Consider the following 16,895-nt stretch of genomic DNA (forward strand, 5'->3'; position numbering starts at 1 on the left):
ATTTTACCATATGTTTCAAAAAAGATAACAGTCAGCTCCAAACAAAACAAGCCGGGCAGCTGCCCGGCTTGTTTTGTTTTAAGCTATGTTTGATTTCTTTAATTCATTTGTATAATTTAATGATTTTTGCTTATCAAATTCGCCTTCAGACTTTGACATCACAATTGCAGCTAAAGCATTTCCTACTACGTTAACTGTGGTACGCATCATATCAAGAATGCGGTCAATTCCTGCAATAAATGCCATGCCTTCAAGAGGGAAGCCCATAGATTCAAGTGTAGCAAGTACAACTACAAACGATGCTCCCGGTACACCAGCCATTCCTTTTGAGGTTAACATTAGCACAAGAAGGAGCTGAATTTGATCCATAATGGAAAGGTCGATGCCGTACATTTGAGCAATAAACAGCGATGCCAGCGCCTGATAAATGGTTGAACCATCTAAGTTAAACGTGTAGCCTGTTGGAATAACAAACGATGTAACCGATTTAGAACAACCGAAGTCTTCCATCTTTTTGATAAGAGATGGTAAAACGGCTTCTGAACTTGCCGTTGTAAAAGCAAGAAGCAGCTCGTCTTTTAACACTTTTATCAGCGTAAACATGCTTGTTCCAGCCATTTTAGCAATAATTCCAAGAACCACAAGCACAAAGAAAATCATGGTGAAGTAAACGGCGAACACTAATTTTCCTAATGGAATAAGTGATCCGACACCAAACTTTATAATATTAACACCAATAAGTGCAAATACACCTACTGGAGCAAATTTCATCACCAAATTAGTTACCCAAAACATTGCATCCAAGACGCCTTCAAAAAAGGCTAAAACAGGTTTTCCTCTCTCTCCAATCGAAGCTACGCCTACACCAAACAGTACGGAAAATAAAATGATTGGTAAAAGATCGCCCTCTGCTACCGATTGAAAGACGTTTGTTGGAACAATATGAAGAAGCTCTTGAGCAATGCCAGTACTTTCAGACGTTTTTGCCGTTGCCTCATATTGAGAAATATCGCTTTTTTCAATATGTCCCATATCAACCCCTGCACCAGGGTGGAATAAGTTCGCAGCAATAATCCCCACTACAATAGCAATGGTTGTAACAATTTCAAAATAAAGAATTGTTTTTCCGCCAAGCTTACCTAATTTTTTGATATCGCCTACTCCTGCGACCGCTACGATTAATGCTGAAATCACAATCGGTACGACAATCATCTTAATTAAATGAATAAATATGTCTCCAACCGGCTGTAAAATAGAAATGGCTGTATCGCTTCCATAAAAAATAGCACCTACAGCTACGCCTAAAATCAGTCCAATTAGAATCTGAGTTGCTAGACCTAACCTTTTCACTTTCTTGCTCCTTTCGCACAGTTGACTTTCATCCATCGAGCATATGCGGTTCCGCGAACCGTGTATAAATATACATCCTTACAGCACCTTATGTAAACAGTTCTTTACTAAAAGGATGTAAGGCCGCACATGCGAATTTTTAAAAGCCACGGTTCTGTTTTATCATATCAAATAATTGTTGTATATTGAGATTTTTTTGCTAAGTATTTTTCTATTTTTGCTATTTCAGCGAATAAATTAAAAAAATAAAATTTTATATTGAAATATGCATTTTAGGTTAGTATAATACGATACATGTTTATTTTTATTATTCGAATATAAAATTCTGAAAATTTTAATTATTCAACACGATAATAAAAAGCATTTATAATTTTGGAGGTTTTAACGTGTCAAACAAAGTTCCTTTTTCATTTATAGTGGTTATTGGCTTTATGCTTTTTGCCCTATTCTTCGGCGCAGGTAATTTAATCTTTCCTGCAATGTTAGGTCAGTCTGCTGGAAGCAATATTTGGTCAGCAAACGCTGGATTTTTAGTAACGGGTGTAGGTCTGCCTCTTCTAGGCGTTCTCGCATTTGGTTTTTCCGGAAAAGAGGATTTGCAGTCTTTAGCTAGTCGCGTACACCCAGCTTTCGGTATTATCTTTACTACGATTTTATACTTGGCAATCGGACCGCTTTTTGCGATGCCAAGAACGGGAAGCGTTTCGTTCGAAATTGGCGTTAAGCCTTTTTTATCAGAAAATCCAGGGCATCTTCCCCTTATCATTTTCACGGTAATTTTCTTTACTATTACCTGCTTTTTTTCGCTAAATCCTGCGAAAATTGTCGATTTAGTAGGAAAAGTTTTAACACCTATTAAATTAACGTTTATTGGAATATTGGTAGTTGTAGCCGTTGTGAACCCAATTGGAAAATTTGAAGCACCAAGCGAAGCTTATACAACACACTCATTTTTTAAAGGCTTCCAAGAAGGCTACTTAACAATGGATACACTAGCATCATTTGTTTTTGGAATTATTATTATTAATGCAATTAAAGAAAAAGGAGCAAAAACCAACCGACAAATCATCACAATTTGTGCAAAAGCTACGGCTATCGCTGCCGTTATTTTAGCTCTTATTTATAGTGCATTGTCTTATATGGGTGCTTCAAGCGTATCAGAGCTTGGACGTCTTGATAACGGAGGTACGGTTTTGGCTGAAGTATCAAATTACTACTTCGGCTCTTACGGAGGAATTCTTTTAGGTCTGATGATTACCGTTGCTTGTTTAACAACAAGTGTAGGCCTTGTAACATCTTGTTCATCTTTCTTCCATAAGCTGTTTCCAAGGGTTTCTTATAAGTTGATTGCTGTCATTTTATCAGCATTCAGCGCCGTTGTAGCAAACTTTGGTTTAACGGAATTAATCGCTATTTCGGTTCCCGTCTTAACAGCTATTTATCCGTTAGCTATTGTGTTAATTGCTTTAACATTCTTACATCCTTTATTTAAAGGACGTTCTGAAGTTTACCAAGTAAGCCTTCTGTTCACGTTTATCGTTAGTTTATTTGATGGCTTAAATGCTGCTGGATTCAAAATTGCGGCAGTAAACGATCTGTTTACATCCATTCTACCTATGTATGGAGTGGGTCTCGGCTGGGTAGTTCCTGCTATCGTAGGAGGATTAATCGGTCTTGGCATTACCTTCCTTCGTACAAATGATAATACGAACAGAAACACTTCAAGAAAATTGATTAAATAAAAAGAGGATGCGAGTGCATCCTCTTTTTATTATGGGGTCTTATGAATAAGGAGTTTTTTTCTCCATTAACTTTACTTCTTCTTTTAACACATGTTTTTCGTATAGATATTTATCCGTTCGTTGAAAATGATATTTATCAGCTTTTTCTTTTTCAGATGTGGTCAAAAGCACTCGACGATCAGAAGCATCTGACACACCAAACGTTTCATTTTGATAAGTAGCATACGGAGCTACAAAAAACACTTCTTCAACAGCATCACGAGGAACTTCTTTTGTGAAAGTAGTGTCATTGTATGGAATGAATCCATTTGCTACATCGCCTTTATCATAGCTAATCAGCTTTACACACCCGTTTTCCGTTTCATAACATTCGTAATCTCGTTCATTATATGCTGCATACAAACCTTTTCGAATCACAAAAAACCAGTCCTTTACATTGGATTAGCAACCGCTGGCACAAATCGTTTTTCTTCTGCCACATAGGTAGCTAAAAGTACTTCTTCCCCATTTACCACTTGGTATAGTTCCGCTCCGTTTGCTGGTGGATAATAGTTATCAAATTTGAACTCTGGAACGGTTTCCCCGTTTCGAGATCCTGTAAACCCATTAAGCGTACATGGAGGTCCGTCTGTTGTTTTTCCTCCGAACACAGTCCCGTAGGGAATATCAACATGGCTTACCGCTTGCGATTTGAATTTGATTACGCCGTATGTCGATCCTTCTTCAGGAAACGGCCTTTTGCCTGAACCATCGGTGTAATCTAAACGTAAGCTTTCAACAAATTCTTTGTACGAAGTAATATCATGAACATCTTCAGCTTTAGCTACATATCCTCCCACTGCTGTATAAGATCCATCTACATACTTTTCAATATCTTTAGCAGGGATCGTTTTTTGCAGCAGCGTATCTTTTGTAAGGGGTGAAACAGAGTCACGTATAGCCTTCATTACTTCTATTTCATGAGAAGTTAATGTTTTAACATCCTTTAATTTTAGTTCATTAAACTCCTTTTTTGTAAGATTAACGCGCTTCAGCACTTCATTAATTTTTTGATCAAAATCTTCTAAGCTTTCTAAATCTGAAGCTGTATAATGAGCATCAACTGTCCTTACATCTTTATGTACTTTTTTAACTTCATTTAATTCATACTGTTCAACTTCATCAGCCGTTTTAAACGTTTCAACGCTTGAAATGGTTTCGCCATTCGTATCAGCTACAACGTAACCGTCTTCAGCTTTGATCACATATCCGACTTCTCCGTTACCTAACGCAATTAAGTCTGACTGTTGAAAAGCGGCTTTCTCTTTTTCTTTTTGAAATTCCTTATCTGTCATTCCCTTAGTAACGAGAGCTTTAAGTTCTGATGTGTCTTTACTGTCTTTTTGATTTGCTTCTACTTTCTCAGCTGTAACTGATGAAGTTTCTGTATTAGATGGAGAATGAGTGACCGTCCCAATGACAAAAATAAGACCAAATACAATCCCTATGCCATACAAAAATTTGCTTGTTTTATGAGCTCTAAATAAAATTCCTAACACAATGCAAACAATACCCGCAATCAAGCTATCTACTAATAATAGATGTCCCAACCAAACCCCTCCTCTTTAATTCTTGTTTATGTTAAAAAAATCCATAAAAGAAGTCAATACAATTAATGTAAATAAAGTTTTAAATAGGAATATATTCATAATTATTACTAATTAATCCCTTTTAGTAGGTCTCAAAAATAAAACACACCACCTAAAAATAGATGGTGTGTGAAGTATAGTAAGTAATTAAGAAATTTGTTTAAGTTCTGATGAGAGTTTCAAAAACTCTTCTTTATTTTTCATCAATAGCGTGCGGTCGATTTCTTCTTTTAGCTGTGCTTTACGAAATTCTGCAATCGCCTTGTCTAAAATCATCTCAGCGAATAATGCATCAAGCACCTTTCCGTTGGATTTTTGCGGTGAATTAAGTAAATTCTTTTTCATAAGAAATCAACTCCTTGGCTTTTTTATAATATAACACAAATATTCTGACTTTTCAATCATTTAAACCAAGTATTTTAAATCTATTTTTTTCATATAAAAAGGCCGCCCTTTTGTTATAAAGCGCGGCCTTTTATTACGAATCTGCGGCTTTTTCTTTTACTTCCGCATAGTAGTTTTCATATTCAATAAATTCAGGAGCCTGATGAGCTGCCATGATACCGTGGTAGCTGATATCTAAGCCCACTTCTTCTTCTTCTTCCGTAGATCGAAGCGGAACCACCAAGGAAATAACCTTTAACCCTATCCACGTCGTAACAAATCCCCAAGCGCATAGAGCGATTAACCCAAGAAGTTGAACGCCAAGTAACGTCCAGCTCCCTCCGGTAAACACACCGCCGTCTGTAGAAAACAAGCCTACAGCCAACGTACCCCATATTCCCGAAGCAGCGTGTACAGGAAAAGCTCCTACAGGATCGTCGATTTGACGTGCTTCGAGCCAGTTTGTAGCTGCCATCATTAATAAGCCAGATACAGCTCCAATAAAAATAGCAGATGGTGTGTTAACAAAAGCGCACCCGGCCGTAATGCCAACCAGTCCGGCAAGCGATCCATTTATTACAGAAGGTGCATCTGAACGGTTGTAGCGAAATAAAGTATAAAATAAAGTAGCTGCTCCGCCTGCTGCTGCTGATAACATTGTGACAATAGCAATGTGACCAATTCTAACGTCAGTGGCACTTAGCGTACTTCCTGCATTAAACCCGAACCATCCAAACCATAATAAAAAAGCACCCACTGATGCAAGCGGCAAATTGCTTGGAAGAGAAACAGAACTGATTCCATTTTTCGTGAACTTCCCTTTCCTCGGTCCAATCATTATTGCAGCTGCTAAAGCTGAAAAACCGCCAAGAGCATGGATAACTGCCGAACCGGCAAAATCAAGCATCCCTAACTTACTAATCCATCCGCCTCCCCAAATCCAGTGGCCGGCTATAGGATAAATAAATGTAGTCATCAAAATCGCATATAAAAGATATGCGCGGAAATTAATTCGTTCTGCTACCGCTCCAGAAACGATAGAAATGACCGCAATAACAAACGCACATTGAAACAGCCAAAACGTTTCAAGTCCAATTGGAATGTCAAGGTGCGATAAATTACCCGAGAGCGCAAAACCGCTTTTACCAACAACTCCACCTAAATCATCACCGTACATTAATCCAAAACCAATTAAATAGAAACAAAGCGTTCCTATTGTAATATCAGCGAATACTTTCATAATAATATTCACGCTATTTTTATAGCGGACAAAACCTGCCTCTAACAAGGCAAAGCCGCCTTCCATTAACAAAATCATCGCCGCTGTTAACACGACCCACGTTGTATTTATCCCTAAACTTAGTTCATTAACACTCATATCCCAACGCCTCCACTGCTTTTTAATCGTTTTATTTCTTGTACAATAGCAGGCGAAAGCGTAATTTCACTTGTTTCTTCATTTTCCGCTTTTATTAATTCAAGAACTTCATGAAGTTCTCGCATTTGTGCTTTAAGGTGATCAATTTTTTTAAAGCGTTCCTTTACGTATACCATATACTCGACCGCTTGATGCTGACTTAAAGGACGCCCGGTAAAAAATTTACGAAACGGTGATAGTGATTGATACCAAGCTTCTTCAGCACGTTTCTTCTCTTCGTATTTACTAATTTTCGTTTTTATATCTTCTATTTCTTGTGCTTTAGCTTCTTTTAACTTCATTATAAATTCAATTAATTTTAATTGAGGCAATGTAATGATCACATTATGATAAAGTTCATCCACTATAACCATGTTATATCTCCTTACATAAGATGTTATATTCTGATTATATGTAGAACGCTATAGTAAGTCAATGTAATTTTTTGAAAACTCTTTAAATAGTAAATGCGCCCTATCTTTTTACTACTTATAGAATATTAAGTTCGTATGTGTTGAAATATGACGTTATTTGTTTTATCGTAGGAAGAGGAATCATGTTAGTTCCCTATTTTAATTTTATTTACCTAGGCAATTATTGGCTTTATTTCTTATAAACTTTTATTAAACAAAGGGTTACGAGGTTCTTCACTTATTTTTTCAACGAAATGAGTTGATTTTATCTCGTATTAAAATTAAAATAGAATTATGTGCAAGATTTCACAACTTCACAATGTAGTTTGAAAGTCTAGCAGATAACTAGGAACTACATATGCAACAGTATCCAGCAAAGGAGGACTTTTCATGTCTCAATCAACTATTCAAAAATCAGCTGCAGAGGAAAATGCTGCTGTACAAACAGAAGCGGCAGTTAACAAAGGTCAAGCGGATGTGTTAGATCAATTGTTAAAGCCTGAAGTACAAGAAGCTCTTACTGTTCTTGTAGATAATTTACCAAAATTATCTGAAATGGTAACGGTGCTTACAAAAACTTACGACGTTGCGCAATCATTATTAACTGACGACGTATTAAAAGAAGATCTACTTGGTGGAGTAAAAGAATTTATCGAGCCGGTAGAAGGAACAGTAAAAGGTCTTGCAGCTACTGCAATCGAAGCAAACGATCGTGCAGAAGCAAATGCTTCTAATTCAATCGGTTTATTCGGTTTATTACGCATGCTTAAAGATCCACAAGCTCAAAAACTATTCCGCTTTGCACAAGCGTATTTAGACATTACAAACGAAAAACAAAAATAATTTTCATTAAAAAGTGTGGACGGAGGATCGACTATGTCAAAACATATTTTAATTTTAGGCGGCGGTTACGGTGGTTTATTAACTGCAATGACAGCTCGCCAACACCTAAGTGCGGATGAAGCAAAAATTACAGTAGTGAACCGTTTTGCTACTCACCAAATCATTACAGAATTACACCGTCTAGCTGTAGGCGGCGTTTCTGAACAAGCGGTAGCTTTACCACTTGATAAATTACTTAAAAACTACAACGTTGATTTAAAAATTGCAACGGTAAAAGAAATCTCACCAGATCAACGTGAAGTATCTCTTGAAGATGGTACAAAATTAAGCTACGACTACCTTGTTACAGCTTTAGGTAGTGAAACTGCTTACTTCGGTATCCCTGGTTTAGAAGAGCACAGCTTCGTTCTTAAATCAGTAAATGATGCAAACCGTTTACGTGCACACGTAGAAGCTTGTATCGCTGAATACAGCAAAACAAAAAATAAAGCTGACGGTACAATCGTAGTTGGCGGTGGCGGATTAACAGGTATCGAACTTGTTGGTGAATACGCTGACTTAATGCCAAGCCTATGTCTAAAACACGGTGTTGATCCGAAAGAAATTTCTCTATACTGTGTAGAAGCAGCTCCTACAGTTCTTCCAGGCTTCCCTGCTGAATTAGTAGAGCGCGCTCAATCAAGCTTAACAAAACGTGGCGTTACATTTGTTACTGGTACACCTGTAACAAAAATGGATGCTACAACTGTTGAACTTAAAGACGGCAGCAAAATTGAAACAAAAACAATGGTATGGACTGGCGGAGTTCAAGGTAACTCTGTAGTTGCTAACTCAGGTATCGAAGTAAACCGCGGTCGTGCACTTGTAAATGAATTCTTACAATCTACATCTCATAAAGATGTATTCCTTGCTGGTGACTCAGCGGTTGTAATGGGTCCAGAAGGTCGCCCTTACCCACCTACTGCTCAATTAGCTTGGCAAATGGGTGAAGTTGTAGGCGTGAACTTAGCAGTAGCTATTCGCGGCGGAGCAATGGAATCATTCGTTCCTGTCTTCTCTGGTACACTAGGAAGTCTTGGACGCAAAGATGCAATTGGTACAATCGGCGGAAACAAAACGCAATTAAAAGGTTTACCAGCATCACTTATGAAAGAAGCAAGTAACGTTCGTTACTTATCTCATATCAAAGGATTATTTGCATTAGCTTATTAATCCGTCTTAAAACGAAAGAGGAATTTTCCTCTTTCGTTTTTTTATTTACATAAGCCAAGAAATAAGAAGCGGCAGCGTAATCAACGATAAAATAGCACTAATGACAAAAGCAGACGCCGTTTCATTTTCCAAGCTTTCAAACCGCAAAGCAATCATCGCAGCTACAGCAGACCCAGGAAAAGCTACCAGCAAAATAGCTTTTGTCACTTCATCTGAAGATAATCCTATCCATACTGCAATTCCGAGCATAACGATGGGTTGAACCGCTACTTTTAAGACAGCGATCCCAAGCGCACCTTTACTGAAGTTAATTTTTCCAATTCCAATCGTTACTCCTACCGCAAACAAAGCTGCTCCCGATGTGATACTTCCGATTTGATCAAGCATATCCTGTAAAAGTTTAGGTGACTGAAAGCCGCAAAGCGTTAAAATCACTCCAATTAACGGTACACATGCCAAAGGCTCAGATAAACCATGCAAAATGGAATGAACCGTTACTTTGAATAAACTTGTTTTCTCTTCCCCTTCTTTTCGCCCCCGTTGTCCAACGGTTCCTAAAATCGTTGCCAGCGGATCTAAAATCGCGTTTACTACGATGCCTGTTATGGCAATTGGAATCGCTACGGCGCCTGCACCGAACAATCCTCCGAGTACTGGAATGCCCATAAAAGCAAACGTTGGCTGAGCTGAGTTTAGGGCAAACATAGAAGAAGAAGTTAACGTATGCTTCCCTGCATACTTCACGACGAGCAATATAATGAGGTAAAACCCGACGATTCCTAAAATCAGCGTTACTAAAAACGGCCATTCGTCTATGAGTGTTTTTCTTGGGGTTGTCGTTACACCTACAAATAAGTGTGCAGGAAGCGCAAACTTCGTTACTAATGTGTTGAGCCCCTTAGACGTTTGCTTATCAAATTTTTTAAAGTGCCCTGCTAAATAACCAAGCAAAATGACAAAAAAGATAGGCGCGAGAATGAGAAAAATTTGACCTATGCTCATTTATCATCACCTCATTCATTTTTTGCCTTAACCGGTTTATAAGCAGGCTGCCATACCGCTGCTTCTACAAGTTTATTTACATTTTGCTCCGTAACAGTTGCTACGTTATCTTTTACAGCAGCATCAGCAACTGCTACAGCAACCGCCTTTGATACTTTTTGAAGATCTTTAATGTTGGGAAGAAGCGTATCTCCTTTTGTATCTGTTTCTGCTATACGCGCTACTGCATTGGCTGCTTCTGCAAACATAGATTCAGTAAACTTTTGAGCGCGAACGACAATTGCACCTAAACCAAGACCCGGAAACGCAAACGCATTATTAGCCTGTCCGATTTCATAAGTGTGCCCGTTATATTCAACGGGTTCAAATGGACTTCCCGTTGCAATAAGGGCTTTTCCTTCCGTCCATTTTATAATATTTTCCGGAACAGCTTCAGCAAGTTTAGTTGGGTTTGAAAGCGGCATAATCACCGGGCGCTCTACATGCTTTGCCATTTCTTTAATAATTTTTTCAGTAAAAGCATCCGTGACGCCTGACGTTCCAATTAAAATCGTTGGCTTCACTTGCTTAACAAGCTCCAACAGTGAAATTTTATTTTCATCGTCTTTTTCCCATTCTTTAATCTCTTCATTTTGGCGAACATATGGCTGTTGAAAAGGAGCTAAATCTTCCATATCTTCGGTTAACAGACCTCTGTAATCATATGCCCAAAAACGATCATATGCTTCTTCTTCAGACAGCCCTTCAAGCATCATCGAACTATGAATACGATCAGCATTCCCGATTCCAGCAGATCCCGGTCCAAATACAACAACCCTCTGATCTTTTAGGGGCGTTCCTGTAATGCGCACCGCTGTTAAAACGGCTGCAAGAGTAATTACTCCGGTTCCTTGAATATCATCATTAAACGTTAAAATTTTATCGCCGTATTCTTTCATAATGTGACGCGCGTTAATATTCCCAAGATCCTCCCAATGAAGAAGCGCTTTAGGAAACTTGGTCGTTATTTCTTTTACAAATTGAGCAATAAAACGATTATAGTCTTCTCCTTTTACTCGTTCATGACGATTTCCTAAATACAAAGGATCTTCAAGAAGCTTTTTGTTATTGGTTCCCATGTCAAGAACAACAGGCAGTACGCGGCTTGGGTCAATTCCCGCTGCAGCTGTGTAGACCGCTAACTTTCCAACGGCAATATTTATTCCTCCTACACCCCAGTCCCCAATTCCTAAAATACTTTCTGAATCCGTTACAACAAGCAAATCAATATCTTCGCCGTCGAGTCCTAAGTTTTCAATCGCATCACTTAATCGATCCGCTTCATTTACGGATAAATATAGTCCGTCAGGTCGATGGTATTCATGGCTGTATTCTTGGATGGATTGACCTACAGTAGGTGTGTAAATAATGGGAAGCATTTCACTTAAATGATCGGTTAATAAACGATAAAATAAGACAACGTTCCGGTTATGTAGATCATTCAACGAATTATTTTTTTGAAGATCATTCGGTGCTTTTTTGAACTGTTCATATGCTCTTTTTGCCTGTTCTTCTAACGTTAAAACCGTTGGAGGGAGAAGTCCCTGCAGATGAAGCTCTTCTCTTTCTTCTTCAGTAAAAGCAGAACCTTTATTTAAATAAGAAGTAGATAAAACTGATTTTCCTTTTAGTGAAGTTGAAATTGACCCATCTTTTTCTACTTTATATGCTCTCATGTTTTTACCTCTTTTCTTGAACAATTAGATAGGGTTAGGTTCAGCAAAGAGATATATTTTTAACCATTTATTTTTAATGAAAACAAAAAAGAGATTGAGCCATAACTACATCAATCCAATCTAAAGACGAACAAACGGGATAAATGAAACCTGTGTTCAACCTAACAATAAAAAATCCGAACGATTCATCGTTCGGATCTTCCTTACACGAAAATACGTTTTTCCCCGCTTCGTTTTTTATACTACGCTATAGTCTTCTTGCTCACTTTCTGAGTAATTAGGCGGCTGTATATGGGAAGGCACAAGACATTCATAGCTTTCCCCTTCTAGTCTATCCTCCAGCTCTTGTTTGGCTTGACTAATCAGCTCTTGATTTTCTATCATTTCAATCGCCGTAGCCGCGATGGCTTTTCCAGCCAATAACATCGCATCGTGGGCATACTCCGTTTTCCCTTGAGCAACAGCTTGCCATGTATGAAACGGCGTAGCATAAGCCCACGTTGCGGTCACGCACTGTGCAGTTGGAACATTCCAGCTAACGTCTGCGACATCAGTTGATCCTGTCATGAAGGAAACATTTTTAGACATAGGAGCAATTTGATTGAAGACTGGATGATCCGCTAAAGCTTTGTCTAGCAGTGAACCCACTTGTTTTTTTGCTGCTTCTTTATCTTCAGCGGATGTAGACTCGTAAATAGCTTTGGCAAAAGCTATTTCTTCATGTTTCACCTCAGCCAAATTTATCTGCATCATTTGTTTATGCATCAGCTGCTCCATTGTTTGATTTGGAATTAGATTAGCACAGGCTCCTTGAATTTCCTGTTCCATTTGTGTTTCAGTCATTAAAGCTGCTCCATTTGCAATTTTCACAACGCGTTTAAAAAGTTCTTTTACTTGAGATGGCTTCGGAGCACGAATTAAGTACATGACTTCCGCTTCTGCTTGAACAACATTAGGAGAGATGCCTCCGCTGTTTGTAATCGCATAGTGTACGCGCGCTTCATCAATCATATGTTCACGCATATAATTTACACCAATGTTCATCAACTCTACAGCGTCTAAAGCGCTTCTGCCAAGATGAGGACTAGCAGCTGCATGACTGCTTCTTCCTTTAAATTTAAAAGTTGCTTGCAAAACCGCATTTGATGACGTATGCATAACACCATTAACGGTAGCGGGATGCCATGACAACGCGACGTCTACATCGTGAAAAATTCCTTCTCGTACCATATACGTCTTTCCGTAACCACTTTCTTCGGCTGGACATCCATAGTATCGAACGGTCCCCGGAACATTTTTTTCTTTTAAATATTCTTTGACAGCAAGCGCAGCTGCTAGTGAGCCTACGCCAAGTAGGTTATGTCCACACCCATGGCCATTTCCGTTTTTTTTGACCGGATCTGCTACTGCGCACTTATCTTTTTGACTCAGCCCCGTAAGCGCATCGTATTCACCGAGAATAGCGATGATCGGATAACCGTTCCCGTAACTTCCAATAAAACCTGTTTCAAGGTTAGCGATATGTGTACGAAGCGTAAACTCTTCTTTTTCTAACATGTCGCAAATTAGCTGTGCCGACTTATACTCTTCAAACCTCGTTTCTGCATATTCCCATATTTGATCACTGATTTGAGTTAGCTCGTTTCGCTTTTTTTCAATAAGTTGTTCGACTTCTTTAATAATATCCATGAGACACTCTCCTTTTTCCTCATTATTTAACAGCATTTTGTGCGTCCACTACCACTTTTGCAGGTCGAATCGAAAATAACGAAATAGCACAGACAAGAGCGCAGATAATTAATAAAGCAAACGCTGCATTATACGACCCGCCAAACGACTGTACTAAAAAACCAATAAGCATCGGGGTTAATACGCCGGCTGCTTGAGCCCCTGTATTAATAAAACCATTTGCTGAACCGACCACTGATTCAGGCAGCATTTTTAAAGGAGCTGAAGCGATTAAAATCACATTAAACGAAAACAGTAAGGTGACGGCACTTTGAAAAACGATAAACATGCCTACGCTAGGTGAAATGGCCATAAAGCAAAGAAAAATACCCATCAGTAAACCAAACACCGCCGCTATCGTCTTGTCTTTTCCGTCCGGAAGCTTGTCTAAAACAAAGCCGCTAACAAACATTCCTATAATGCCTACAAATGCTGGGATAGCGGAAAGAAAACCGATGTCCGTTAAATTCAGATGTCTTACTTCGGCTAAATATGTAGGCATCCACGACATGAGCCCCCAGTTAATGGCGTAGATACTGAAGTATGCAATAAATAAATTCCAAATCATCGGAGTTTTGATAATTTCTTTTAATGTCATCTGCTTAGCAGGAATAGCAGAAGTCTCTGTTTTTTCTCTCTGCTGCTTTTCTTTCAGTAAAAAAACAAACAGAACTGTAATAACGAGTCCGATGGCTCCTATGATATAAAAGATACTTCTCCAGCTTATCGTTTGCATCAGCTGCGTCGCTAGAATTGGTGTAACCACGCCCATAATCGTACCTGACGATAACAAAAAGGACATGGCTCTACTGCGTTCTTGCTGAGGAAACCACCCTGCGATTCCTTTTGATGCAGATGGAAAATAACTTCCTTCCCCTAAACCAAATAAAAAGCGAATGATAATAATAGAAGCAAAAGACCAGGCCATTCCGGTAAAAACCGTAAACAAAGACCATAAAAGAACGGCGATTGTAATGACTTTTTTAAATCCAAAGCGGTCTGCTAGCCACCCCCCAGGTATTTGCATCAGTGCGTATCCTGCAAAAAAGCTGCTTAAGATGATGCCTGTAGAAGAAGCATTCAGATGTAGATCTTTCGAAATATCTAAAATAGCGTAATTAATAATAAAACGATCTAAGTTTCCAAGCGACCAGCCTAAAAATAATAAAAATAAAATGACGTATTTCCAGTTCGACCTTACTAACATAAATGCACTCATCTCCTTTTTATTCCATTTAATGTAATGTTTTGTAACAAATCAATTCGTTATATAAATATTAAAAAATTCTGACTATTTTTTCAATGTGTATTTCTATATAATAAGAACTATAACTATGTATTTTTTTACATTAAGTAGTCTATAAGGGGTTGTTAACATGAGTGATTTATTAGCTAATATGAAAGGTTATCTTACATCTATTATCAAAAATAGTCCTTATCAAATTTGGACAAGTATTGATTCTGCAAATTTTAACGTGATTTTTTCCAGTTCTTCATGTTCATCCCTGACTTACCCTCCTCCCACTAGCCTACATAACGGCAGTGATTCCTTTCAAAAGCATATGGCATATGAAGAGTTCGAGGAAATTTACTTGTCCTTTCCAAATCGCTATGCGTTTGTTGTTCGCATATTTGCTAAGCATGACTGGACACCCTCACAAATAAAACAGCTATCGGCTACCTTTTCTCCTTATGTGCTGCAAAAAAAGCTGGAGCGGCATGAGCACATTTTAAACGTGCTTATGAAAAGCATTAAGGAAATTTCACTTTTACAAGACTCAGATTATCTATTAACAAGAATTCTTGAAAATGCTCTTTCAGTTATTTCTGTTGCGGATATGGGCGTGCTGTGGATGTTTGATTCTTCCACTCAATTTCTTTTGCCTCGCGCCTGGTCCGGAGGGCCAAACAATGAAATTCAAAACATGAAAATGAAAGTTGGCGAAGGAATTATCGGAAAGACATTTCAGCATAATAAAAGCTATATGTATACGAACTTAAAAGATATATTACGCGATTCTTCTACTATGACTGACGATAATATTCATTATCTTAATCAGTCCTATACGTTTACAAACATTCAATCTATTATTTCTGTCCCCATTTGTATGGAAGAACAGACGGTATGCGTACTCATTATTTATCAAAATGGTACAACCCCCCTTTTAAATGAAGAGGATAAAGAATTGTTAGAAAGCTTTTCCGATCAAGTATCGATTGCTCTCTTAAACTCAGCGCTTTTTGAAGATGTAAAAAAACAAAATGAACTTTTAATACGCCGGGATCAAATTCATCGCACCTTCATGAATGTTTCACTTCAAAGTAAAGGAATTGAACCAATACTTACCGAATTGCGCCGAATGCTTACATCCCCTGTCACCATTGTAGATTTTGTTGATAATAAGACCTATGGCTTCTTGAAATTCTTTGATATAGACACAAAAACAGCTGAATTTCACACACATTTTCTTTCACATACAAAGCCTTGTTTTTATACTATTGAGGCACACAATGAAGCACACAGTGTTTATATTCACCCCATACACGGCATTGACACGCTCTTAGGGTTACTTATTATGCAGGCAAATCAAGGAAATCTTTCCTCTCTAGATCAAGTGGCACTCGAACAAAGCAGCTCTGTTATTGCATTAGAAATGCTGAAAAAACAAACGTTAGTTGATTTATTTTACAAGCGAACACATGAATTATTTAGTGAATACTTATCGTGTTATGACACCACTTTGCTGTATCAAAAAGCAGCTGAGCTAAACATTGATACAAAAAAGCATATTCTAGTCGCTCTCATTACCATTCGTTCACAAGCGGACCTGCAGCTCTTAAACTTACACCTACATCGCCTTGTATCTGACACCAAATCTGTTTTCAGCTCAAAAGCACCGGTCGTATACGGATTCGACACCAAAGTAACCATTGTATTTACGCTTGATCCTTATGAAAAACATCATGCTATTATCAATCAATTAGAGGATTTACTCTCAAAATGGCGTTACTACAATGAATGTCATGTAAAAACAGGGATTGGAAGTCGGTATTCTCATTTTACTCAAATAGGAAAAAGTTATAGTGAAGCTGAAAAAGCTATCTCTTACCTTCTGTCTCAGCAGCAAGATGGATGCATGTTGTATGAGGAAATAGGAATTAACCGGCTATTTATTAATCAATCAAAAGAAGAAGTCAAAACCTTTATTGATGAAGTATTTCTCCCTCTTAAGAACAATCATTTAAACGACGAACCTTTAGAGCAAACGCTAGAAGCGTATTTCGATAATAACCGCTCTGCTTCACTTACAGCTAAGCAGCTTCATATTCATGTTAATACACTCTATCAGCGGTTGAAAAAAATTGAAGAAAAAATGAACATATCATTTACAAACAGTGAACACCTATTAAAAGTTCAGCTAGCATGCTATTTAAAAAAATTTCACTACAGCTAAAAAACC

At 38.1% G+C, this 16,895-nt stretch carries 14 protein-coding genes; 4 read left to right on the plus strand and 10 right to left on the minus strand.

Annotated features, from left to right (window positions below; genetic code table 11):
• Positions 1-78 precede the first annotated feature (78 nt).
• Complete coding sequence (locus tag ACFX4W_RS26585; protein ID WP_014459829.1) at positions 79-1,350, minus strand: cation:dicarboxylate symporter family transporter; 1,272 nt, start codon at positions 1,348-1,350, stop codon at positions 79-81.
• A gap of 386 nt (positions 1,351-1,736) precedes the next feature.
• Here ACFX4W_RS26585 and brnQ point away from each other — a divergent pair, with 386 nt between their 5' ends.
• On the plus strand, positions 1,737-3,092 hold the full coding sequence (gene brnQ, locus ACFX4W_RS26590; RefSeq protein WP_034651532.1) for a branched-chain amino acid transport system II carrier protein: 1,356 nt from the start codon (positions 1,737-1,739) through the stop codon (positions 3,090-3,092).
• 39 nt (positions 3,093-3,131) lie between these two features.
• Here brnQ and ACFX4W_RS26595 read toward each other — a convergent pair whose 3' ends face one another.
• The 5 genes from ACFX4W_RS26595 to ACFX4W_RS26615 form a co-directional block, all read right to left on the minus strand.
• A complete protein-coding gene (locus tag ACFX4W_RS26595; RefSeq protein WP_043982905.1) occupies positions 3,132-3,509 on the minus strand; it encodes a hypothetical protein in 378 nt (125 codons plus the stop codon).
• A 14-nt stretch (positions 3,510-3,523) separates the two neighbouring features.
• Positions 3,524-4,681, minus strand: coding sequence for a hypothetical protein (locus tag ACFX4W_RS26600; RefSeq protein WP_237074971.1), 1,158 nt, complete (start codon positions 4,679-4,681; stop codon positions 3,524-3,526).
• Between the two features lie 186 nt (positions 4,682-4,867).
• Entirely contained in the window at positions 4,868-5,065 is a 198-nt protein-coding gene (locus tag ACFX4W_RS26605; RefSeq protein WP_013057324.1) for an IDEAL domain-containing protein, read from the minus strand.
• A gap of 133 nt (positions 5,066-5,198) precedes the next feature.
• Positions 5,199-6,482, minus strand: a complete 1,284-nt coding sequence (locus ACFX4W_RS26610) for an ammonium transporter (RefSeq protein WP_043982909.1) — start codon at positions 6,480-6,482, stop codon at positions 5,199-5,201.
• On the minus strand, positions 6,479-6,895 hold the full coding sequence (locus tag ACFX4W_RS26615) for a hypothetical protein (protein ID WP_043982911.1): 417 nt from the start codon (positions 6,893-6,895) through the stop codon (positions 6,479-6,481). Before ACFX4W_RS26615 ends, ACFX4W_RS26610 begins: the two co-directional genes overlap by 4 nt.
• Before the next feature lie 429 nt (positions 6,896-7,324).
• Between ACFX4W_RS26615 and ACFX4W_RS26620 the strand changes: the two genes are divergently transcribed.
• The gene (locus ACFX4W_RS26620) at positions 7,325-7,777 is read left to right on the plus strand and encodes a DUF1641 domain-containing protein (RefSeq protein ID WP_013057327.1); all 453 of its coding nucleotides are present in this window, start codon (positions 7,325-7,327) and stop codon (positions 7,775-7,777) included.
• A gap of 33 nt (positions 7,778-7,810) precedes the next feature.
• On the plus strand, positions 7,811-8,989 hold the full coding sequence (locus tag ACFX4W_RS26625; RefSeq protein WP_013057328.1) for an NAD(P)/FAD-dependent oxidoreductase: 1,179 nt from the start codon (positions 7,811-7,813) through the stop codon (positions 8,987-8,989).
• Between the two features lie 45 nt (positions 8,990-9,034).
• On the opposite strand, the gene ACFX4W_RS26630 is transcribed toward ACFX4W_RS26625, so the two are convergent.
• From ACFX4W_RS26630 to ACFX4W_RS26645, 4 genes are all read right to left on the minus strand, one after another.
• A complete protein-coding gene (locus ACFX4W_RS26630; RefSeq protein ID WP_043982913.1) occupies positions 9,035-9,991 on the minus strand; it encodes an AEC family transporter in 957 nt (318 codons plus the stop codon).
• Between the two features lie 11 nt (positions 9,992-10,002).
• Positions 10,003-11,706 carry an NAD-dependent malic enzyme gene (locus tag ACFX4W_RS26635; protein WP_280559731.1) on the minus strand — a complete coding sequence of 568 codons (1,704 nt, stop codon included), beginning with the start codon at positions 11,704-11,706 and terminating at the stop codon, positions 10,003-10,005.
• A gap of 237 nt (positions 11,707-11,943) precedes the next feature.
• On the minus strand, positions 11,944-13,395 hold the full coding sequence (locus ACFX4W_RS26640; protein WP_237074973.1) for a M20 family metallopeptidase: 1,452 nt from the start codon (positions 13,393-13,395) through the stop codon (positions 11,944-11,946).
• A 22-nt stretch (positions 13,396-13,417) separates the two neighbouring features.
• Positions 13,418-14,641, minus strand: coding sequence for an MFS transporter (locus tag ACFX4W_RS26645; protein WP_162214356.1), 1,224 nt, complete (start codon positions 14,639-14,641; stop codon positions 13,418-13,420).
• Positions 14,642-14,810: 169 nt separating this feature from the next.
• On the opposite strand from ACFX4W_RS26645, the gene ACFX4W_RS26650 reads away from it, so the two are divergent.
• A complete protein-coding gene (locus ACFX4W_RS26650; RefSeq protein ID WP_280559732.1) occupies positions 14,811-16,889 on the plus strand; it encodes a helix-turn-helix domain-containing protein in 2,079 nt (692 codons plus the stop codon).
• The last annotated feature ends 6 nt before the right edge of the window (positions 16,890-16,895 follow it).

The sequence above is a fragment of the Priestia sp. YIM B13489 genome (genome assembly GCF_042787645.1).
GTDB lineage: Bacteria > Bacillota > Bacilli > Bacillales > Bacillaceae_H > Priestia > Priestia megaterium.